This window comes from Flavobacterium sp. Leaf359 (genome assembly GCF_001423985.1).
Lineage (GTDB): Bacteria > Bacteroidota > Bacteroidia > Flavobacteriales > Flavobacteriaceae > Flavobacterium > Flavobacterium lindanitolerans.
The window spans coordinates 540,736-562,133 of sequence record NZ_LMPW01000012.1; the positions used below are offsets into that span (position 1 = coordinate 540,736).

The 21,398-nt window shown below is 37.5% G+C and carries 23 protein-coding genes; 11 read left to right on the forward strand and 12 right to left on the reverse strand.

The annotated features are described in order from the left end of the window. Window positions 1–9: 9 nt before the first annotated feature. The gene (locus tag ASG38_RS10850) at window positions 10–459 is read right to left on the reverse strand and encodes a DUF1569 domain-containing protein (RefSeq protein WP_056070470.1); all 450 of its coding nucleotides are present in this window, start codon (window positions 457–459) and stop codon (window positions 10–12) included. A gap of 158 nt (window positions 460–617) precedes the next feature. On the opposite strand from ASG38_RS10850, the gene ASG38_RS10855 reads away from it, so the two are divergent. Next, the gene (locus ASG38_RS10855) at window positions 618–1,550 is read left to right on the forward strand and encodes a peptidylprolyl isomerase (RefSeq protein WP_056070473.1); all 933 of its coding nucleotides are present in this window, start codon (window positions 618–620) and stop codon (window positions 1,548–1,550) included. Between the two features lie 101 nt (window positions 1,551–1,651). Continuing rightward, the gene (locus tag ASG38_RS10860) at window positions 1,652–2,191 is read left to right on the forward strand and encodes a hypothetical protein (RefSeq protein ID WP_056070475.1); all 540 of its coding nucleotides are present in this window, start codon (window positions 1,652–1,654) and stop codon (window positions 2,189–2,191) included. A 152-nt stretch (window positions 2,192–2,343) separates the two neighbouring features. On the opposite strand, the gene ASG38_RS10865 is transcribed toward ASG38_RS10860, so the two are convergent. Beyond that, window positions 2,344–2,898 (reverse strand): thioredoxin family protein, encoded by a 555-nt coding sequence (locus ASG38_RS10865; RefSeq protein WP_056070478.1) that lies wholly within the window; start codon window positions 2,896–2,898, stop codon window positions 2,344–2,346. An 86-nt stretch (window positions 2,899–2,984) separates the two neighbouring features. Between ASG38_RS10865 and ASG38_RS10870 the strand changes: the two genes are divergently transcribed. Continuing rightward, window positions 2,985–3,338 (forward strand): tRNA-binding protein, encoded by a 354-nt coding sequence (locus ASG38_RS10870; RefSeq protein WP_056070482.1) that lies wholly within the window; start codon window positions 2,985–2,987, stop codon window positions 3,336–3,338. 52 nt (window positions 3,339–3,390) lie between these two features. Here the strand turns inward: ASG38_RS10870 and ASG38_RS10875 are convergent, their stop codons facing one another. From ASG38_RS10875 to ASG38_RS10885, 3 genes are all read right to left on the reverse strand, one after another. Beyond that, window positions 3,391–4,431 carry a WG repeat-containing protein gene (locus ASG38_RS10875; protein ID WP_056070485.1) on the reverse strand — a complete coding sequence of 347 codons (1,041 nt, stop codon included), beginning with the start codon at window positions 4,429–4,431 and terminating at the stop codon, window positions 3,391–3,393. 105 nt (window positions 4,432–4,536) lie between these two features. Then, a complete protein-coding gene (locus tag ASG38_RS10880; RefSeq protein ID WP_056070489.1) occupies window positions 4,537–4,914 on the reverse strand; it encodes a PUR family DNA/RNA-binding protein in 378 nt (125 codons plus the stop codon). Between the two features lie 72 nt (window positions 4,915–4,986). After that, on the reverse strand, window positions 4,987–6,735 hold the full coding sequence (locus ASG38_RS10885) for an ABC transporter ATP-binding protein (RefSeq protein ID WP_056070494.1): 1,749 nt from the start codon (window positions 6,733–6,735) through the stop codon (window positions 4,987–4,989). A gap of 202 nt (window positions 6,736–6,937) precedes the next feature. Between ASG38_RS10885 and ASG38_RS10890 the strand changes: the two genes are divergently transcribed. The 4 genes from ASG38_RS10890 (at window position 6,938) to yajC (ending at window position 9,843) form a co-directional block, all read left to right on the forward strand. After that, a complete protein-coding gene (locus tag ASG38_RS10890) occupies window positions 6,938–8,041 on the forward strand; it encodes a Glu/Leu/Phe/Val dehydrogenase (RefSeq protein WP_056070497.1) in 1,104 nt (367 codons plus the stop codon). 116 nt (window positions 8,042–8,157) lie between these two features. Further along, window positions 8,158–9,066, forward strand: coding sequence for a transcription antitermination factor NusB (nusB, locus tag ASG38_RS10895; protein ID WP_056071430.1), 909 nt, complete (start codon window positions 8,158–8,160; stop codon window positions 9,064–9,066). A gap of 17 nt (window positions 9,067–9,083) precedes the next feature. Further along, the gene (locus ASG38_RS10900; protein WP_056070499.1) at window positions 9,084–9,560 is read left to right on the forward strand and encodes a DUF1573 domain-containing protein; all 477 of its coding nucleotides are present in this window, start codon (window positions 9,084–9,086) and stop codon (window positions 9,558–9,560) included. Between the two features lie 7 nt (window positions 9,561–9,567). Beyond that, window positions 9,568–9,843 (forward strand): preprotein translocase subunit YajC, encoded by a 276-nt coding sequence (yajC, locus tag ASG38_RS10905; RefSeq protein ID WP_056070503.1) that lies wholly within the window; start codon window positions 9,568–9,570, stop codon window positions 9,841–9,843. Between the two features lie 49 nt (window positions 9,844–9,892). Here yajC and ASG38_RS10910 read toward each other — a convergent pair whose 3' ends face one another. The 5 genes from ASG38_RS10910 to ASG38_RS10930 form a co-directional block, all read right to left on the reverse strand. Then, entirely contained in the window at window positions 9,893–10,468 is a 576-nt protein-coding gene (locus tag ASG38_RS10910; protein ID WP_056070505.1) for a YdeI family protein, read from the reverse strand. An 8-nt stretch (window positions 10,469–10,476) separates the two neighbouring features. Beyond that, complete coding sequence (gene pepT, locus ASG38_RS10915) at window positions 10,477–11,718, reverse strand: peptidase T (RefSeq protein ID WP_056070508.1); 1,242 nt, start codon at window positions 11,716–11,718, stop codon at window positions 10,477–10,479. 76 nt (window positions 11,719–11,794) lie between these two features. Beyond that, a complete protein-coding gene (locus ASG38_RS10920; protein ID WP_056070511.1) occupies window positions 11,795–12,421 on the reverse strand; it encodes a hypothetical protein in 627 nt (208 codons plus the stop codon). A gap of 2 nt (window positions 12,422–12,423) precedes the next feature. Beyond that, the gene (locus ASG38_RS10925; protein WP_056070514.1) at window positions 12,424–12,804 is read right to left on the reverse strand and encodes a glyoxalase/bleomycin resistance/extradiol dioxygenase family protein; all 381 of its coding nucleotides are present in this window, start codon (window positions 12,802–12,804) and stop codon (window positions 12,424–12,426) included. A gap of 2 nt (window positions 12,805–12,806) precedes the next feature. Beyond that, window positions 12,807–13,178 carry a VOC family protein gene (locus ASG38_RS10930; protein ID WP_056070517.1) on the reverse strand — a complete coding sequence of 124 codons (372 nt, stop codon included), beginning with the start codon at window positions 13,176–13,178 and terminating at the stop codon, window positions 12,807–12,809. A 141-nt stretch (window positions 13,179–13,319) separates the two neighbouring features. On the opposite strand from ASG38_RS10930, the gene ASG38_RS10935 reads away from it, so the two are divergent. From ASG38_RS10935 to guaB, 4 genes are all read left to right on the forward strand, one after another. Beyond that, window positions 13,320–14,339 carry a quinone-dependent dihydroorotate dehydrogenase gene (locus ASG38_RS10935; protein WP_056070519.1) on the forward strand — a complete coding sequence of 340 codons (1,020 nt, stop codon included), beginning with the start codon at window positions 13,320–13,322 and terminating at the stop codon, window positions 14,337–14,339. An 80-nt stretch (window positions 14,340–14,419) separates the two neighbouring features. Further along, window positions 14,420–15,283, forward strand: a complete 864-nt coding sequence (locus ASG38_RS10940) for a hydroxymethylglutaryl-CoA lyase (protein ID WP_056070520.1) — start codon at window positions 14,420–14,422, stop codon at window positions 15,281–15,283. Between the two features lie 56 nt (window positions 15,284–15,339). Beyond that, window positions 15,340–17,232: a tetratricopeptide repeat-containing sensor histidine kinase gene (locus ASG38_RS10945; RefSeq protein WP_056070523.1), complete on the forward strand. Its 1,893-nt coding sequence runs from the start codon at window positions 15,340–15,342 to the stop codon at window positions 17,230–17,232. Between the two features lie 72 nt (window positions 17,233–17,304). Then, window positions 17,305–18,777: an IMP dehydrogenase gene (gene guaB, locus ASG38_RS10950; RefSeq protein WP_056070526.1), complete on the forward strand. Its 1,473-nt coding sequence runs from the start codon at window positions 17,305–17,307 to the stop codon at window positions 18,775–18,777. A gap of 60 nt (window positions 18,778–18,837) precedes the next feature. Here the strand turns inward: guaB and ASG38_RS10955 are convergent, their stop codons facing one another. Further along, window positions 18,838–20,706, reverse strand: coding sequence for a monovalent cation:proton antiporter-2 (CPA2) family protein (locus ASG38_RS10955; protein WP_056070529.1), 1,869 nt, complete (start codon window positions 20,704–20,706; stop codon window positions 18,838–18,840). Between the two features lies 1 nt (window position 20,707). Continuing rightward, window positions 20,708–21,313 carry an NAD(P)H-dependent oxidoreductase gene (locus ASG38_RS10960; protein WP_056070532.1) on the reverse strand — a complete coding sequence of 202 codons (606 nt, stop codon included), beginning with the start codon at window positions 21,311–21,313 and terminating at the stop codon, window positions 20,708–20,710. Window positions 21,314–21,398: the final 85 nt, after the last annotated feature.

Below are 21,398 nucleotides of genomic sequence, written 5' to 3' on the forward strand. Positions count from 1 at the left end.
AATATTATTTTAAGCTCCGAATTGTTTTAAATGGTGGTCCAGGTGTTTCCATTGCATATAATCCCATTCTTCGGTAGTAAGATTTCCAAAAAAAGGATGCTTTGGGTTTTTTATTGCTTTTGGACCTTCGTTGGCAAATTTTGAAATCAGGGAAATCAGTTCTGTTTTTGACTGTTCAAAATCAGGATGTCCCTTAACGACAAATTCTTTAGCTGTAGGAAGATTTCTTTTGATAGGGTTTTTGCTGGTCACACTTTTTTTGGCCAATTTTCCAAATAGCAGGCCCATAAACCCAACTTTAATTTTTAGTTCTCCAAAAGCAACCTTGATGGGCATCTGGCAATGCACAAGCATCTGGCTTACATTCATAGTTCCCCATTCATTATGAGTAATTGGAGTGAGCGTCTCAATGCGCTCAATTAGTTTCTTATTTCCTTCTGGATGAAAAATGCTGTTCATGTGGTTGGTTGTTTTATTTCAGAACGGAGAATTCTCTTTTTTCTGTGACGCAAATTTAAGTAAATACCTAGTTTCTTTGTTTGACCCAGGTCATTAATTGTATTTATTTTCACATTTTAATTCGTAATTTTGCGTGATTCAAAAATAAAATTAATAAAATGGAAAACGGAATATACGCAAAATTCAATACTCCAAAAGGGGCAATCTTAGTGAAATTGACTCATGATAAGACGCCTGGAACTGTAGGTAACTTTGTTGGATTGGCTGAAGGGAATTTAGAAAATAAATCAAGACCACAAGGAAAGCCTTATTATGACGGGCTTAAATTTCACCGCGTGATTCCTGATTTCATGATTCAGGGAGGTTGTCCGCAAGGAACAGGAACGGGTGGTCCTGGTTACCAGTTTGACGATGAATTCCATCCGGAATTGAAACACGATAAGCCTGGTGTATTGTCTATGGCTAATTCAGGTCCGGGTTCTAACGGTTCACAATTTTTTATCACGCACGTTCCAACCAGTTGGCTGGATAACAAACATACTGTTTTTGGCCATGTGGTAGAAGGACAGGATGTTGTGGATGCGATTGCTCAAGGCGATGAAATCCAAAGTATTGAAATTATCCGCGAAGGAGACGAGGCTAAAAAATGGAATGCTATTGAGGCTTTCAGAGTATTTGAAGGTTCCCGTGCAAAACGCGAAGCACAGGCTAGAGAAGAAGCCGAAGCCAAAATGGAAAAATTGGCTGCAGGATTCGATAAGACCGAAAGCGGACTCCGTTATAAAATGATTCAAAAAGGGAACGGTAAAAAAGCAGAAAACGGCAAAGTGGTTTCTGTTCATTATACAGGACAGTTGGAAGATGGAAAAGTATTCGATTCTTCTTATCCAAGAAAAAAGCCTATTGAATTTCCTTTAGGAAAAGGCCATGTAATTGAAGGATGGGATGAAGGAATCGCTTTGCTTCAGGTTGGAGACAAGGCTCGTTTTGTTATACCATCACATTTAGGGTATGGTTCTCGCGGTGCCGGAGGTGTTATTCCTCCAAATGCTACTCTGGTTTTTGACGTAGAATTAATGGATGTAAAATAATTAGATTTCGATTTATAGTTGTTAAAAGCACCTCATTCGGGGTGCTTTTTTCTTGGAATGCTATTTGCTTTTGTATTTTTGCCATTACTAATATTCACCCGATGCGTTTTTTATTTTTTATTCTTTTTCTGTTTTCACTTTCTTCAAAAGCCCAGGTTGCTCAGCATTGCGGTTATGATTTTACGTCTTATTTTGTATTGAATGTGCACGAAGCAGGCAAAAAAGAGAATATTCCCGGATTAAAAATTACAATTATCAACGGCCTGGGTCTTGATTTGCTGAATATCAATAACCTATACAGTTGGACAAGTGCCGGAAAACCACTGACTTTTACGGCCAATTATAAAGTGGACGATAAGGGCAATAGAATAACAAGCGATTCTAAAGTTTCAAAAGAACGCTGGTTTTTTCCTTTCGCAAAAGACAATTACCTGCTTTCTGTTAAAAACACGTTTCCGGGTGATGATTTTAGCCTGAAAGTTGAAGATGTTGACGGTGAGGAAAATGGAGGTCATTTTAAAACGCAAATCGTTAAGTTAAATAGCTTTAATATGTATGTGTTATGTTCCAGCAAGGCTCGTGAAGTACAGTTTGGCCCTAAAATGAACCGTCCGATTGATATTGTGTTGGAAAAGAAATAAATGACTATCGGGAGTTTATGCCTGATAGGTAACATCCACTATTTCTAGATTAAGAATTTTGCGGCTCTGCGCCTTTGCGTGAAATAGTTGCTCGCAAAGTCGCAGAGCAGCAAAGCAAGAAAAGAAATTTTCAGATAATCAAGAACAAATAATTATTTCCACTTAATATTACAGCCCAAACTTGGCTTTTGGATTTCTGGCAGACTTCTGTTGTAAATCAGGGCGTCGATTGCATTTCTCAGGTCGCTGCCGCTTAAAGGAATTCCGTTTGAAGGTCGGGAATCGTCCAGTTGTCCCCGATAAAATAATTTGTCCTGCGAATCAAAAAGATAAAAATCAGGGGTACAGGCTGCATCAAATGCTTTGGCGACTTCCTGAGTTTCGTCATAGAGATAGGGAAAGTCAAAACTGTTGTTGAAAGCAAATTCAGTCATCATTTCCGGTCCGTCCTGCGGATATTTTTCAACATCATTACTGCTAATTGCAATAATTCCGATACCTTGTACGCGGTAATCATTGGCAACCATCAAAATTTCCGGCAAGGCATGGATAACATAAGGGCAGTGGTTGCAGATAAACATAACCAAAGTGCCTTTTTTGCCTTTCAGGTCATCAAAAGAATAGTAAAAATTAGAATTGGTATCTTTTAGCCTGAATTGTGGAGCAGAAGTCCCAAGAGGGAGCATGTTTGATGGTGTTTTTGCCATGGCAGTTGGAATAAAATTTGAGCTTTAAATATAGGCAGAAATTTTCGAAATTTGAAAAACAGTATTTAGAATAGAAAATTAAAATTATGAATTCAGAATTACAGAATAATTTATCATGGTCCGAATTTGAAAGAGTAGAAATGAGGGTTGGAACCATTATGGAAGCCAATGATTTTCCGGAAGCCAGAAAGCCGGCTTATCAGCTGGTTATTGATTTTGGTGCCGAAATTGGAATCAGAAAGACTTCCGCCCAAATCACCAAACATTATGAAAAGGCTGATTTAGTTGGCAGGCAAATTGTTTCCGTTGTAAATTTTCCTAAAAAACAGATAGGCAAATTCATGAGCGAATGCCTGGTTTTAGGAGCGGTAGGCGAGGAAGGCTCTGTTATTTTGTTGTCTCCGGATTTCAAGGTCGAAAATGGTTTGAGAATTGGCTAAAAAAAACAGCCTCACAAGAGGCTGTTTCTATATAAAACAGTATCGAATTGAATTAGTTGACTGTTTGTCCTTGTTTATTAATGTAAAAAACATCGTTGCCTTTTCTGACTTCTGCCTTTCCGTTTCTGAAATTTTCAGCCCTTGTATATTTTGTAAACGGAATGATTAATTTTCCTGTGGCGTCAACATATCCAGATTCTCCTTTGTCTGTAACGATTAATGCCAGACCTTCACTGAAAAAATTGGCCTTGATGTAGATGCATGGAACGATTTCTTTCCCTTTTTTATTGATAAAACCCCATTTATTGCCTATCTGGACTCTTGCCAATCCGGATTGGTCACTGTCAAAACTACCCATTCCATCATAAATTAAGGGAACTATAACTTTTCCGGTCTTATCAATCAGGCCACATTTGTTGTGGTTTCTGACAATGGCTATGCCGCCTTTGAAATCATCTGCTATATCATAAATAAAAGGAACAACTGTTTTTCCTGTTTTGTCTACATAACCACGCTTTGAGCCTTTTGTGGCTGCTGCCAGTCCATCTTTAAAGAAGCCAATTTCATCATAGATGCAAGGAACGACTTCTTGTCCTTTTTGATTAAGGGCTCCAAATTTCCCGTCTTTTCGCACCCGAGTCATACCTTCTGAAGAAAAGCCGGCTGTTTCATACATAAAAGGAATGTTTTCTTTACCCGAAGCATCAATACGCCCCCATTTCTCTCCTTTTCTTACCCAGGCATAACCTTCTGAAAAACCTTTGGCTTCGTCATAAATACATGGAATTACTTCTTTACCGGATTTGTTTGCAAAACCATATAAATTTTCTTTTTTGACCATCGCTCTGTTTTCGGTAAAACCTGAGACTGTCATATCATAAATAAGAGGGACAATAACGGTTCCGGTGCTGTCGATTATTCCTGAAGATTTGCCGTCTGTGACAGAAGCATAACCTTTAAAGAAATATTGGATATTGTAGTTCTTGTCTTCGGGCGTGAACTTTTGTGTTTTTGTGTCGTAAGTCCCGGCAATTTTGGTTTGTGCAAGAAGGTAATTGCTTAAAAACAGGAATAGGACAGAGAGATATTTCATGTGGGGTTTGTTATGATGTTAGGTTTGAAAAGAAAGTAACCGGAATCTTGTATAAACAAAAAATTCCCGAAAGGTCATTTCGGGAATTTTTTAGTATCGTATAGATTAAATATCGTCAAAGTCAATATCCGTGAAGCTTGCTGTTGCAGTAGTTTCAGCGGTAGCTTTTTCAGTATAAAACTCTTTTTTGAAATCTTTTTGGTGTCTTTCTGAAATTACTTCTTCGCCTTTGTGGTTCAAGACATAGGAAGTCATTTCTTCTAAGATTTCTGAAAAGGCAGCAAAATCTTCTTTATAAAGGTAGATTTTGTGTTTTTTAAAATGAAAAGAGCCGTCTTCTTCAGTGAATTTTTTGCTTTCCGTAATTGTGATATAATAGTCGTCAGCTTTAGTGGCTCTAACGTCGAAGAAATATGTTCTTCTTCCCGCTCTCAATACTTTAGAAAAAATCTCTTCTTTTTCTAGCATGTCATTTTCTCTCATAATCCGTCGTTCAAATGGTTTGTGTTATCTGGAAACCAAAAATCTAAAAAATAGCTGAATTAAACAACATTTTTATAGGATTTCTTTTTCAGAAAGTTGTTTCAGATACAGGTCTTTATAATATCCTTCCTGGTTTACCAATTGATTATGAGAGCCTTGTTGGATGATTTGTCCGTTGTCGAGAATGATGATTTTATCGGCGTTTTTGGCAGACGAAACTCTGTGGCTCACCAAAATAGTTGTCTTGTCTTTACAGATTTCAAGAAGGTTGTTCAGGATTGCTTCTTCGGTTTCTGTGTCAACTGCAGAAAGGCAGTCGTCAAGCAGTAAGATGTTGGAATCCTTGATAATAGCCCTTGCAATAGAAACGCGTTGCTTTTGCCCGCCGGATAAGGTAATTCCTCTTTCGCCAACTACGGTTTGGTACTGTTCGTTGAAGCCCATAATATTATTGTGGACAACGGCTTTTTTAGCGGCTTCTATTACTTCTGCTTCTGTAGCGTTTTCTTTTCCAAACTTGATATTGTTCATAATGGTGTCTGAAAAAAGGAAGGCATCCTGTGGAACGAAAGCGATACTGTTTCGGACATCATGAAGATTCAGGTCTTTGATGTTATGATTGTCGATAGTGATTTCGCCATCCTTAATATCGTATAGTCGGCTGATAAGATTTAAGATAGTTGATTTTCCGGAACCTGTTTTTCCAAGAATGGCCAATGTTTCTCCTTTCTGTATTGTGAAACTTACTTTGTTTAATGCTGTAATATTGGTGTCTTCATAGGTAAAGCTTACGTGGTTAAACGTAATCTTGCCTTCAATGATAGAACTTTCCAATGTCTTGTTTTTGATTTCCGGCTGTATTTTCAAGAATTCGTTAATTCTTTTTTGTGATGCTTCCGCTTCCTGTATCATAGAAGAAACCCATCCTAAAGATGCTACCGGCCAGGTTAGCATGTTGACATATAAGATAAACTCTGCAATAACGCCAATGCTTTTTATAGAGCCGTTGATATACATCATACCCCCAACATAAATCACAACCAGGTTACTCATTCCTATTAACAGAATCATTAATGGGCCAAACAGTGCATTGGTTTTGGCAAGCTTCATGCTCTTTTCACGGCTTTCTTCTGATAGTTCCGAAAATTCACCCTGTGATTTATCTTCCAGACTGTAGGCTTTGATGACACGGATTCCGGAAAAGACTTCCTGAGTGTAGCTTGACAGTTGTGAAAGATTCTGTTGGAAAATCCCGCTTCTTATATTGATTTCATTGCTGAGTTTGAATATTAAATAGGAGAGGATTGGCAAAGGCAATAAAGTATATAAGGTAAGTTTTGGCGAAATGATATACATCTGTACGATTACAACGGCAAAACGAATAAAGGTGTTGATGGTATACATTACGGCAGGGCCAACATACATCCTGACTTTACTGACGTCTTCGCTAATACGGTTCATCAGGTCGCCTGTCCTGTTTTTTTTGTAGAAATTCTGCGAAAGGTTTTCATATTGCCTGAAAACTTCGTTTTTTAAGTCAAATTCTACATAACGCGACATCACGATTAGGGTCTGACGCATTAAAAAAGTAAGTACACCTGCAATAATTGTGGTAACCAAAACCCATACAATATTCTCTAAAAGTATGTTTTTTGTGGTTTCGGAATCAAACTGTTTCTGGGTCAATGCGTTAATAGAATTTCCGATTAGCTTAGGTGTGTAAAGGGAAAATATCTGTGCCGCAATTGTAGTAATAATTCCTAATAAAAAATGGTATTTGTATTTAGTGAAATATTTGTTTAAATATTGAAGTTCTTTCATTGTATTGAGGAAGTGATATAATTATGTATTGTTTTTATGTTAAAAATGTAGATAAAATATTTTTTTATTTAAAATGTAAAAAAGCGATTTTCATTAATGGATTACTAATAAAGGTTAATTTCATTGCAAAGTTTTGATTTAAATCTTAATTTTGCGACATCTTTTTGATGAAATCATAATTAACCACTTAATAAAAGATAGTATGATAACAGAAGTAGCAAAAGCAAGTGAGCTTCACAAAATCGACCCGGTTTTTGGACAATTATCATTTGACAATCACGAGCAAATCGTATTTTGTAATGACAAAGATACTGGTTTGAAAGCAATAATTGGCATTCATAACACAGTTTTAGGACCAGCTTTGGGTGGAACGAGAATGTGGAAATATACCAACGAATGGGAAGCTCTTAACGACGTTTTGAGACTGTCTAGAGGAATGACTTTTAAATCTGCTATCTCGGGATTGAACCTAGGAGGTGGAAAAGCCGTCATTATTGGCGATTCAAAAGTTGACAAAACTCCGGAAATGATGATAAAGTTTGGTGAATTTATCAATTCGCTAAGCGGAAAATATATTACTGCTGAAGATGTAGGTACTACGACTCCTGATATGGACCTTATCAGAGACGTTACTCCATATGTAACAGGTATCTCCCAGTCAAGAGGTGGTTCCGGTAACCCTTCGCCTGTAACAGCTTATGGTGTTTACATGGGAATGAAAGCTGCAGCTAAATACCAGTTTGGTTCTGATAACCTGGAAGGTAAGAAAATCCTGGTTCAGGGAACAGGAAACGTAGGTGAGACACTTATTGACCACCTTACAAAAGAAGGCGCTTTGGTACAGATTACTGACATCAACGAAGCCAAATTGAAAGAAATCAGCCAAAAATATGGTGCTCAGATTTTTACAGGAGAAGATATTTACAGTGCTCCGGTTGATATTTATGCTCCATGTGCATTGGGTGCTACAATTAACGATACTACAGTAAACAAAATCCAGGCAAAAGTAATTGCAGGAGCAGCTAACAACCAGTTGGCTAATGAAGAAATCCACGGAAAAATCCTGAAAGACAGAGGTATTGCTTATGCTCCTGATTTCTTAATCAACGCCGGAGGTATTATCAACGTATATGCTGAAATCGTTGGTTATGACAGTGCTGAAGCTTTAAGAAGAACTGAAAACATTTACAATACTACATTGGAGATTTTCAATTTTGCTGAAACAAACAGCATTACTACTCACCAGGCTGCTTTATCAATTGCTCAAAAGCGTATTGACGACAGAAAAAAAGAAAACGCTAAATAATTTAGGGTTTCAATAATATTACTATTTTTGCAAAGCGAAAGAAAATCTCTTTCGCTTTGTTAATTTTTAAAAGTTCTTATAAGGTGTTAAATAGAAGACATATCCGTGTAAAAGTAATGCAGTCAGTATATGCCATGCATCAAAACAATTCCGATAATCTTGAAAAAGAAGAAAAATTCTTATTCTACAGTATCGAAAACATCCAAGATTTATACCTTATCATGCTGTCTTCTTTGGTAGAAATCCAAAAAAGAGAAGAAGATTTTCTTGACAAATCCAGCAAGAAGCACCTTGCGACTCCTGATGAGCGCAATCCTAACAAGAAATTTATAAACAATCAGGTATTGCAGTTGTTACTTGAAAGCAATTCTTTAAGCATGGCTTTGGAGAATAGAAAAATCAATGACTGGCATCTGAATGACGACTATATCAGAATTCTTCTGGAAGAAATCAAAAACAGCGACCTTTATAAAGAATACATGAGCAATCGTGTGAACAATTTTGAAGAAGACAAGCGTTTTGTTGTTTCTGTTTTTACAGAATTGATTGCTCCAAACGAAAAGCTTTACGAATACCTTGAAGATAATAAGCTGACCTGGATTGATGACATTCCGTTAGTAAATACACATATCTCGAAACAGTTAAAAGCAATAAAGTCTACGGACGAAGATTTTTCAGTCCCAAAAGTTTATAAAGATTCTGAGGATAAGGAATTTACTAAAAACCTATTCCGAAAAACGGTATTGAATGAACCGGAATTATCAAAAGAATTTATTGATAAGACCCCAAACTGGGATTCAGACAGGATAGCAGAAGTGGATACGATTATCTTAAAAATGGCTATTTGTGAGCTATTGAAATTCCCTTCCATACCGGTGAAAGTAACTATTAACGAATATTTAGAAATAGCAAAAGAATATTCTACGCCAAAAAGCAGTATTTTTATCAACGGAATTTTAGATAATCTTGTAAAAGATTACCAAACAGCAAATAAATTAAACAAGACCGGAAGAGGTTTAATGTAACTTAAATATTCATAATTATGATTAGAAAAACTGTAGGTTTGCTGGCAATTGCATCGCTGGTTTTAACCGTTTCTTGCAAAGACAATGCGTCTTCAAAAATCGAGGCTTCTAATGTTCAGGAAACTGCCATGCGCGAAGAATCTGCCGGAAAAGTACCGGTAATGAGTTTTACTGAAAAAGAATTTGACTTCGGAACTATTAAAGAAGGAGACAAAGTAGAGCACGTTTTTACATTTACTAACACAGGTAATGCTGATTTGATTATTGCAGATGCTAAAGGAAGCTGTGGTTGTACGGTTCCTGAGTATAAAAAAGAAGCTATCAAGCCGGGTGAAACAAGCACAATGAAAGTTACTTTTGATTCTACAGGAAAACCTGGAAAGCAACAAAAGTCTGTAAATATCACGGCTAACACAGCTAGCGGAAACGAATTATTAACTATTAAAGCAGAGGTTACGCCTAAAGCAGGCGGAATTGGAGTGACAAATCACTAAAATTATTATGGAACAATACGCAAATTTACTTTTATTCGGTGGAATGTTTGTGGTCATGTACTTCTTCATGATCAGGCCTCAACAAAAAAGAGCAAAAGCAGAAAAAGAATTCGAAGCCGGTCTTAAGGTAGGCGACAAGGTGATTACGAAAAGTGGCCTTCACGGAAGAATTTCTGAGCTTGCAGAAAGAACTATTGTTCTTGAAACCATGTCAGGAAAACTGAAGATGGAGCGTTCTGCAATTTCTTTGGAATTGAGCAAAATGGCAAACGAAGCTAAATAATAAGTTTTGTATAAAATAAAAAAGTCCCGAGAAATCGGGACTTTTTTTATTATCTGTATTTGTCATTCAGGCCAATTCCGTCGAAAATCATCGGCTTGATTTTTTCAAATCTCGTGATTTTGGTTTTCTGCTGTTTGGCACTTTCTATATATTCCAGAAATTCTCTCTGTTTGAAAGGAGTAAACAATTCAAAAGCCTTTTTTAGTTCTGAATCAGATTGGAATTGATTTTCCATGAATTCTGAAACTATTGCCTCTTTTTTTGAAGGCTTGCTTGAAAGTCCGGCCTTTTCATTTTCAATCGCTTCCCTGATATAAGAAAGAACCAGTTTCTCGTCAATTTCTTCCTTTGACTGGAAACGCCATTGCCTTAAAGCTTTGGTAACACCTTCATTGGCATTGACCAATACTTTTTTCGTGTCCTTCAGAAAAACACCATTGTAAAACCAGATGGTAAAAAAGTTCTTGAAGCCTCCAATTGCCAAAACATTTTTATTGTTCAGCGTATAAACAGGAGCTCCCCATTTAATAGCCTCTACCAATTCTGTCCTGATAATAATCGACTTCAGATAATCCAATTCTTCTTCCCATTGATTGGTTTTATCCCAGGTGTGTTTTTCTTCCATAGCGAAAATTATTTTTTTGCAGCGGTCAGCTCGGCAATCTTAACGATTACTTCTACTGCCTTCTGCATACTTTCCACAGGAACATATTCGTATTTTCCGTGGAAATTATGTCCGCCGGCGAAGATATTAGGACAAGGAAGTCCCATATACGAAAGCTGGCATCCGTCAGTTCCACCGCGAATAGGCTTAATGATTGGCTTTATTCCCAATTCTTTCATTGCTTTTTCAGCAATATCAACAATATGCATAACCGGTTCTACTTTTTCTTTCATATTGTAGTATTGGTCTTTGACTTCTGCAACAGCGATATCACCACCAAATTGTTCTGCAAATTTCTTGTTGATTTTTTTAGTGATTTTGTGAATCAGTTTTTTTCTTTTTTCAAACTTTTTCTTGTCATGGTCACGAATAATCAGTTCCAATACGGTTTCTTCAATAGTACCGTTCAGGTGATGCACGTGGAAAAATCCTTCATAGCCTTTTGTTCTTTCAGGCACTTCGTCTTTTGGCAATTTTGAAAGGAATTTGTTGGCAATCAACATAGAGTTAATCATCTTTCCTTTTGCATAACCCGGGTGTACACTTTTTCCTTTAAAGGTAATTTTTGCACCGGCAGCGTTAAAGTTTTCATATTCCAACTCACCAATTTGGCTTCCATCCATTGTATAAGCCCAGTCAGCATTGAATTTTGCTACATCAAATTTATGGGCACCACGTCCAATTTCTTCATCAGGAGTAAAGCCTACTCTGATTTTTCCGTGTTTGATTTCAGGATTTTGAATCAGGAATTCCATTGCCGTAACAATTTCTGTAATTCCCGCCTTGTCATCAGCACCCAGAAGCGTCGTACCGTCTGTAGTAATGATAGTCTGTCCTTTGTATTGCAAAAGGTCTTTAAAATAGCCTGGAGAAAGTACAATGTTTTGTTCTTTGTTCAGGACAATATCCCCACCATCATAATTTTTTATAATTTGCGGTCTGACATTGGCACCTGTAAAATCAGGAGTCGTATCAAAATGCGAAACAAACCCGATTGTTGGCACGTCATAATCCACATTGCTTGGCAGGGTAGCCATGATATAGGCATTTTCGTCAATCGTAACATCTTCCATTCCGATTGCCTTTAATTCTTCTACTAGTTTATTAGCCAAATCCCATTGTTTTTCGGTACTTGGTGTTGTATTTGAATTTGGGTCTGATTCCGTATCAATAGTCACATAACTGATAAAACGGTCAATGATATGTTGCATAATATAAGTTTAAAAATGTGTCGCGAAGTTACGATTTATTTAAGTTTTTATTCTTTTTTGTGTCAAGGTTTAACGATTATTTATCGAGTATTTGGAACTCTTTTTCAATATTCAATCGTGCCTGGTTTTCGTATTTGTTCTGGAAATATTCTGTTTTGAAAATGCTTTCCATATCCAGAAAATGTTCCAATACTTTTTTTCGGCCGTTGTTGTACAGAAAATCAGGATAAAGGCTGTATTCTTTGCGGATTTGCTGATAATAAATAGCATACGTTGCCCAGTCTTTTCCTAAAACGGATAAGTCCGCATCAGTAAAATAGTTAGTGTCGTTATCGTCAAAATTATGTGCTTTTGTGGCAAGTATCTGATTCTTGCATTTGACAATCTTTTCTTCCGGATAACCAATTTCACGTAGCCTTTCTATGGCTAATGATGCGCTTTCTTCTTCATTATTACTTTTGAAAGACTTGTAAATAATGTCATGATAGAATACGGAAAACTGTATTGTATCCCAATCTTCAAGTTTTTCCTTTATAGGTTCCAGTTCACCAAAAAGATTTTCTAAATGCAAAAGCGTATGATAATGTCGTTTTTTGGAAGAATACTGTTTTTCAATTTCCTGCCAGAATTTTTTTTCCAAAGAGGAATCCGTAGCATATTTTTGGAATATGTCCGTGAATTTTTGCTGTAATTTTTTTTGCATAATTAATCTCCAACAGTTATCAAATAGCCATTACAGTCTTGAATGATAAACTCACGACTGCCATATATGCGTTTTGTTATTTCCTGAAAGATTATGGCATTCCTGGAACGAAGTTCTTCATAAAAAGCATCAATTTCAGGAACCCAGATAATCAAATCTGTACATCCCTTTTTATAATACGCATTTTTGTTTATTTCAAAATCGGCATCCGCTTTTCCAAAATGTATCTGGAATTCATCTCGTTTTACCATGGCGTAAACCGGCGGATCCAGAAAATATCCAATAATCTCAAAACCTAATACATTACGGTAATATTCTGCTGTCTGTACAACATCAGGAACAATGAGCTGTGGAGCTATTCCAATAAGTTTTGGTCTTGTCATAATTAGTTGTAATCAGGGATGTCCTGTCCGAATTGGAGAATATATCCGTTATTGTCATAAATGGCAAATTCTCTCATGCCCCATTCAAAGTTTTCTATAGGGTAGCAGATATTGGCCCTGTCTTTTAGTTTTTCCCAAAAGGCATCAACATCATTTATTGAAATATAAAAAGAGCCTGTAAAAGCAGGTTTTGCAAATCCCTCATGAGCGTTAGGTTTGGCCAGCATGATTACGACGGCGTCCCGATGCAGAGAAGCCCAGCCCCAATCATCATTTCTTTCATCGCAAGTAAAATCGAGCATTTTGGTGTAAAAATCGATGGTTTCATCTAATTTCTCTGTCCGGAGTATGGGACGTAGTTCTTCAAATTTCATAGCGTATGATGTTTCTTATGTTAAAGATAAAAAAGTTTTGCTTGTGCCTGTTTGCATTATCCAACAAAAAAATCTTTTTAAGCATTTAATAATCGGTCGGATAATTCTATTTTTGCAGAACAACAACACAACACAACTACAATGTATAAATCGGTAATCCGTCCCATACTTTTTGGCTTTGACCCAGAAAAAATCCACTACTTTACTTTTTCCACATTACGGTTTCTGAATAAGATTCCGGGTGCCAGGTCCGTTTTTAAATCGCTATACCAAATCGATGACAAATGTTTGGAGCGTGAGGTTTTCGGTCTGAAATTTAAAAATCCTGTTGGTTTGGCGGCGGGCTTTGATAAAGACGCCAAATTGTATAAAGAACTTTCAAATCTGGGATTCGGTTTTATTGAAATTGGAACGCTTACGCCAAAAGGACAGGAAGGAAACCCTAAAAAACGTCTTTTCCGACTTAAGGAAGATTCGGCAATTATCAATAGGATGGGTTTTAACAACGGAGGTGTTTTTGAAGCCGTGGAACGATTGAAAAAAAATAACGGTGTTCTGATAGGTGGAAACATTGGAAAGAACAAACTGACTCCTAACGAAGATGCAGTTTCAGATTATGAAATCTGCTTTGATGCTTTGTATGATTACGTTGATTATTTTGTCGTGAATGTAAGTTCGCCTAATACGCCAAACCTGCGTGCCTTGCAGGATAAAGAACCGTTGACCCAATTGTTGCAGACGTTGCAACAAAGAAATACGACAAAGCCAAAACAAAAACCAATTCTGCTGAAAATAGCTCCGGATTTGACAGACGAGCAGCTTTTGGACATTGTGGATATTGTAAACGACACCAAAATTGCAGGAGTAATTGCTACCAATACTACTATTTCACGTGAAGGTCTTATATCCGAAAACCAGAAAGAGACAGGCGGTTTGTCGGGTAAGCCTTTAACTAAACGTTCTACAGAAGTTATCCGTTTCCTGTCTGAAAAAAGCAATAAATCGTTTCCTATTATTGGAGTAGGAGGTATTCATTCTGCAGAAGATGCTTTGGAGAAATTGGAAGCCGGTGCCAGTCTGGTACAATTGTATACCGGATTTATTTATGAAGGCCCGGCATTAATCAAAAAAATCAATAAAAAAATACTCAGTAAAAAGTAAGATTATTCCATAATCTGTTAGGATAAAATTAGGAAAAAACGATTTCGTAAAATAGAATTCTTTCCTATCTTTGGATTTCTATGGAACAAGTTAAAATTATAGAATGTCCGAGGGATGCAATGCAAGGAATTAAGGCATTTATCCCGACAGAAAAAAAAGTGGACTATATCCAATCCTTATTGCGTGTTGGTTTTGATACCATAGATTTTGGAAGTTTTGTTTCCCCTAAAGCCATTCCTCAAATGGCTGATACCGCAGAGGTTTTGTCAAAGCTTGACCTTTCGCAAACCAACAGCAAACTTTTGGCTATTATTGCCAATACGCAAGGAGCTGAAATAGCATCAAAACATAAAGAAATACAATATTTAGGCTATCCGTTTTCTATATCAGAGAATTTCCAGATGCGTAATACGCATAAAACTATTGCGGAATCGTTGGTGACTTTGCAGGAAATTCTGGATATCGCCAACGCTACAGATAAAGAAGTGGTTGCCTATCTTTCTATGGGATTTGGAAATCCGTATGGCGACCCATGGAATGTGGAAATTGTTGGCGAATGGACAGAAAAATTATCCAATATGGGCGTTAAGATTCTTTCGCTTTCAGATACTGTTGGTTCTTCAACTCCTGAAGTAATCGATTATCTTTTCTCTAACCTGATTCCAAAATACAGGCATATTGAATTTGGAGCCCATCTTCATACAACGCCGGACAAATGGTTTGAAAAAGTAGATGCAGCTTATAAATCAGGATGCCGAAGATTTGACGGTGCCATACAAGGTTTTGGCGGTTGTCCTATGGCAAAAGATGATTTGACAGGCAATATGCCAACAGAAAAAATGCTTTCTTATTTTACGGCAGAAAAAGTGGCCACACACACCAGCCCGATGAGTTTTGAAAGCGCTTATAATGAGGCTACAAAGATTTTTACGGTATATCATTAAATTACGGCTCGAAATTTGATACCTTTATAGCGAGGAATTTTCAAACTTAGAAATAGTTGCCCAGAACCGTTATAAGCTTTCTTATCGTATTCATTTTCCTGGTTTTACCTCAAACCAAAAGCTATTCTTTTAACCTGCAGAAAGATTCTGTTTCTTATTATTTAGCCGAATCAAAAAAAATTGTATATAGTGATTTTAAAGTTGCAGAAAAACTGCTTAAAAAAGCGGAAATTGTTGCTAAAAAATCAAATGACCCTATATTGTTGGCAGATGTGGCCCATAATTATGGCGCCAGCTATTATATGGTAGGTTCCTATGATGTCGCCCTAAAAAAGTTTATGGAAGCTCTTCTGCTGTATGAAGAGAACAATCATACGTTGGGAATTGCCAAATGCCTGATAGGGCAAGGACTGATTCAGCAGGGAATTGGCAGAAACGAGGAAGCTATTAAGCTGTTTAGAGGCGCCAATATCCTTATCAGCGATTTAAAAGATGCTGTATTGGAGAGCAAAGTGTACTTTAATATAGGAATATCCCAGATTGAGTTGAAAGATTATGAAAGCTCGTATAAGAATTTCCATAAAGCGATGAAACTGGCTGTCAAAAATAAGGATGCAAATATGGAGCATCTTGTTTTTAACAGGCTGGGGAATATTCATTATTTGAAGAATGATTTAGATTCTTCCGTATACTACTATCAAAAAGTAATAACCGATTCTTATCAACCTAATGAATGGGAAAAGTCATTTGCTCTTACGGGGCTTTCGGAAGTTTATATTAAGGAAGGGAATTACAAAAAAGCACAGGAATACGGATTAAAAGGTTTTGAAGCCGCAAAAATAGTACAGGCCAAATGGGATATTGCCCGGGCAGCTGAAATTTTGTCGATTGCCTACAAAAATGAAAATAACTATGAGATGGCTTTCAAATATCTGGCTATCTGTAAATCATATAACGATTCGTTATTCAACGATACGAAGCTGAAAGAGATTAATCTGCTGCAATTAAAAAGAAAAGAAGCCGAAAACGAAAAGCTGGTAGCAAAAAATGAAGCGGCACAGCACAAGCTGAAAAATTCGCGATTGTTTTCTGTTTCTGTAATATTATTTATGCTTTATCTCCTGACAATCATATACCAGTATACCAAAAACAGTAAGATTAAAGAAAAGCTGTACAACGAATTGGAGATTAAGAACCGCGATATTGAAAACCAAAAAGTACTTATAACGGCGCAAAATCATAATTTGAGTGAATTGAACCAGACAAAAAACAGGCTGTTTTCGATATTGTCGCATGATTTAAGGTCGCCAATTGCTTCCATCCAACAGGTTTTAGGATTATTGAAAGAAGGAGAAATCAGCAATGAAGAATTAAAGGTTTTGGCTGAACACCTCATTACTCAGGTAGACAGTACTTCTATTATGCTCAATACTATTTTGCATTGGTCAATGACACAGCTGGACGGCGCAAAGATTAATAAAGAAAACATTGATTTGGAAAGTGCCGTTAGGGATTCGATTGCCGCTTTGGAATTAACGGCAAAAGCAAAAGAAATTAATATTGTCCATATCAATTCGCATGAAGATGTCATTATAGATGCAGATAAAGGGCATGTTCATATCATACTCAATAACCTCATATCCAACGCGATTAAGTTTACACCACTGGCAGGAACGATTGAAATCAGATATTCTGAGGATGATATTTTCCATAATGTACATATAACCGATTCCGGAGCGGGAATTTCTCAGGTAAAGATTGAAGAAATCCTGAATTTTGATAAAAGGATGGTGTCTGAAAAAGGAACCGGATTTGAGGAAGGTACAGGTCTTGGATTGCTTCTCGTAAAACAGTTCCTGTCAGACAATAATGGTAAACTGGATATTGTGTACCATCAAAATCAGGGAACAGAATTTATTGCCGCTTTGCCAAAAGCTAAAAATTTCTAAATAAATATTGAGATTTCCTTTTCTCCTGAAAATTAACTATATTTGCACGCAATTTAACTACAAATTGCAACAATGAAAGCACACTCAACTAAAGTTATTGGAGAAGGTCTTACCTACGATGATGTCCTCCTGATTCCTAATTATTCTGAAGTTTTACCCCGAGAAGTAAGCATTCAATCTAAATTTTCACGCAATATCACATTAAACGTTCCTATTGTTTCCGCAGCAATGGATACGGTTACAGAAAGCGCTATGGCAATTGCAATGGCTCAGGAAGGCGGTATTGGCGTACTGCATAAAAATATGACAATCGACCAGCAGGCTGCTGAGGTAAGAAAAGTAAAAAGAGCCGAGTCAGGAATGATCATTGACCCGGTCACTTTACCTCTGACAGCAACAGTTGGTGATGCAAAACAGGTAATGAGAGAATACAGTATCGGAGGAATTCCTGTTGTAGATGAAAACCAGATACTGAAAGGAATCGTTACCAATCGCGACCTGCGTTTCGAAAAAAATAATTCCCGTTCTATTTTAGAGGTAATGACAACTGAAAAACTGGTTACGGCCGGTGAAGGAACGACGTTGGAGGTTGCAGAAGGAATATTGCAAAAAAATAAAATTGAAAAACTTCCGGTTGTTAATGCTAATTATAAGTTGGTAGGTCTTATTACTTTTAGGGATATCACCAAACTAACACAAAAACCAATCGCTAATAAAGACCGGTTTGGCCGTCTGAGAGTGGCAGCAGCTATTGGTGTTACAGCAGATGCGGTACAAAGAGCGGGTGCTTTAGTAGCTGCCGGAGTTGATGCGGTTATTATCGATACGGCTCACGGACATACAAAAGGTGTGGTGGGTGTTTTGAAAGAGGTAAAGAAGAATTTTCCTGACCTGGATGTGGTTGTTGGTAATATTGCTACGCCGGAAGCTGCAAAATATTTAGTAGAAAATGGAGCCGATGGAATAAAAGTAGGAATTGGCCCAGGTTCTATCTGCACAACCCGTGTGGTAGCAGGTGTTGGATTTCCTCAGTTTTCTGCTGTATTGGAAGTTGCGGCTGCTGTTAAAGGTTCCGGAATTCCGGTAATTGCCGATGGAGGTATCCGCTATACGGGAGATATTCCAAAAGCCATTGCAGCCGGTGCTGATTGTGTAATGTTAGGTTCGCTTTTAGCAGGAACTAAAGAATCTCCGGGTGAAACCATCATATTTGAAGGAAGAAAATTCAAATCGTATAGAGGAATGGGATCGGTTGAAGCGATGCAGGAAGGTTCTAAAGACCGTTATTTCCAGGATGTTGAAGATGATATCAAAAAGCTCGTTCCGGAAGGAATTGTTGGACGTGTTCCATATAAAGGTGAATTGTTGGAAAGTATGCTTCAGTTTGTGGGCGGACTTAGGGCAGGAATGGGCTATTGTGGTTCAAAAGATATTCAAACTCTACAGGAAACAGGCCGTTTCGTAAGAATTACTGCCAGCGGTATTGGTGAAAGCCATCCGCATAATGTGACCATTACAAAAGAAGCACCAAATTATTCAAGATAATTTTTCATAATGCTATATAAAAAACCGGCGTTCATTTTGTTCTCCGGTTTTTTTATTAGGTTAAGTGTCTTTTTTCAGGTTTTCGCTATCCCATGCATGGTCATCAGGCCCCATTGGATTGAGCAGGTCGCTTTTGAAAAGCTGTTCCTGCATTTCTATTTCTTCCATAGCCGAAATCATAAAAGCCTTTTTGTCATGGCGTTTTTTGGCCAACCTGAAAATTGCGTCTTCATCATATTTGATAAACCTTTGCCCTTGCCGCGTTGCGGAATAACGACGGTGTCCCAGATAAACCAAGGCATCTATGCCCAGGTGTACGGCACTATAAAGATTTTCGCGGTAAATATTCTTAATTCCCATATCAATAATTTCGAAAGCATCATTCCTGTTTCGGGCCCTTGCCAGAATTTTTAAATGCGGGAAATGTTTTTTAAGCATTTCAATTACAATGAGGTTTACGGTTGGGTTGTCAATGGCTGCAATAAAAAGTTTCGCATTTTCACAACCGGCAGCTTTGAGCAGTTCCAGTCGGGTAGCATCGCCATAATATACCTTAAAACCCATTTTTCGGAGTGAATCAACACGGTCTGAATCGAGGTCGAGAATGGTTGCCGGAATCTTATTGGTTTTTAAAAGACGACCTATTGTACTTCCAAAATTTCCAAAACCGGCAATAATCACCTTGTTATTTTCATTGATTTCATCATAGGTGTTGGATTCTTTTTCTTTTACGCCAAAATAGGGGTCAATTAATCTTTCATTTATCAGCAAAAGGAACGGTGTAGCAATCATACTTATGGCAATAATAGCCATAATCTGGTTGGCGAGCATATTCGGGATGATATTCAACTGCATGGAAAAGCTCATGATTACGAACCCAAATTCTCCTGCCTGACTCAAGCCAATCGAAAAGATAAAGTTCTGGTCGATTTTTTTATTGTATAGTTTTCCGATTCCTAAAAAGACAAAGAATTTTATCATAGTCAGTATAAACCCGAAAATCAGGATAAAAGCGGGATTGTCAATAATCAACCTGAAATTTATGGAAGCGCCAACACCAATAAAAAACAATCCTAAAAATAAGCCTTTAAAAGGAGCAATATCGCCTTCCAGTTCATGACGGAATTCAGAATTGGCCAAAACGACTCCCGCCATAAAAGCACCTAAAGCAGGGCTTAGCCCGACAATTTGCATCAGGTAGGAAACGCCCAATACAAGGAGTAAGGCCGAAGCAGTGAATAGTTCCTGCAGCCTGGTTTTAGCAATAATATGGAGCAAAGGCACAATAATATATTTTCCACCAAAATAAATGGTCGCAATAACTCCTGTTACGATTAAAGTCTGTAACCAGCCGTCCAGATTTGAAATCAGGGAATGATGCAGGTCTTCTTCAGGAATTATGTGGGAACTGGAAGCCAGTAAAGGAATGAGAGCAAGTATAGGAATAACAGCTATATCCTGAAAGAGCAAAACAGCAAAGGAAGAGCGTCCAACCGATGTCTGTAGCATTCCTTTTTCTTTAAGTGTCTGTAATACGATAGCGGTTGAAGACAGCGATAATGCGAGTGAAATAGTTAATGCCGTCTGCCAGCTCCAGTCAAAAATAATGGAAGAACAGGTAAAAAGTACCAAAGAGGTAAGACCCACCTGAAGCGATCCCATGCCTAAGATGAAGCGCCTCATTTTCCAGAATTTGTAGGGGTCTAATTCCAATCCGATTAAAAAAAGCATCATGACTACGCCAAATTCTGCAAAATGCATCAGGTCTTGTCCTTCAGAACCTATAAAGCCCATGACGAATGGACCAATAATTATTCCGGAAAACAGATAGCCCAGAATTGAACTCAATCCAATTTTTTTAGCTATTGGGACGCAGATTACGGCTGCTGCCAGATAGATTATTGCCTGAAGAAAAAAACTATTTTCCATGTCAAATGTTTTTAGATTGCATCCAATCGTTCATATAAGGAAACTCCTGTATCTTTCGAATATCAACTTCGTTATTTGTTAAATACATAAGCAGTTGCGCATAGGAGGCTGCTTTTTCGTGGCAGGTCTGTTCGTCCATTTTATGGGTGCCGTGAATTATAAATGGTGGTAAATATTCCATACGGCAAACTTTGGCCGTTTGGCTAAACGGCCGTAATAGTTCCGGTATTGTAAACAGATGTAATCCTTCTGCCGAATAGTTTTCCGCATTGGCACCTGTGGTTATGGCCTGGAAAATAACTTTGTCCTGTAATGCCAATCCATACTTTCCATAGGCCCAGCCATATTCCAAAACCATATCTATCCATTGTTTTAATAAGGGCGGACAGCTATACCAATACATTGGGTGTTGCCAGATAATGATGTCGTGCTGTTTTAAGAGTTCCTGCTCGTGTTTTACATCAATATCAAATTCGGGATAGGTTTCGTATAAATCGTGAAAAGTGATGCTGTGTGAGTCGGGGATGTGTTCCGTCAGGATTTTGTTCGCAAAAGATTTTTCGAATAGAGGGTGAGCAAACAATATTAGAATTTTGTTCTTCGACATCGGATTTAGTTGACAGTTGGTAGTGGATAGTGTATAGTTGGGGTTGTATTTCAGTAATTTAAATGTCGGGAAAAAAAAGAAAATC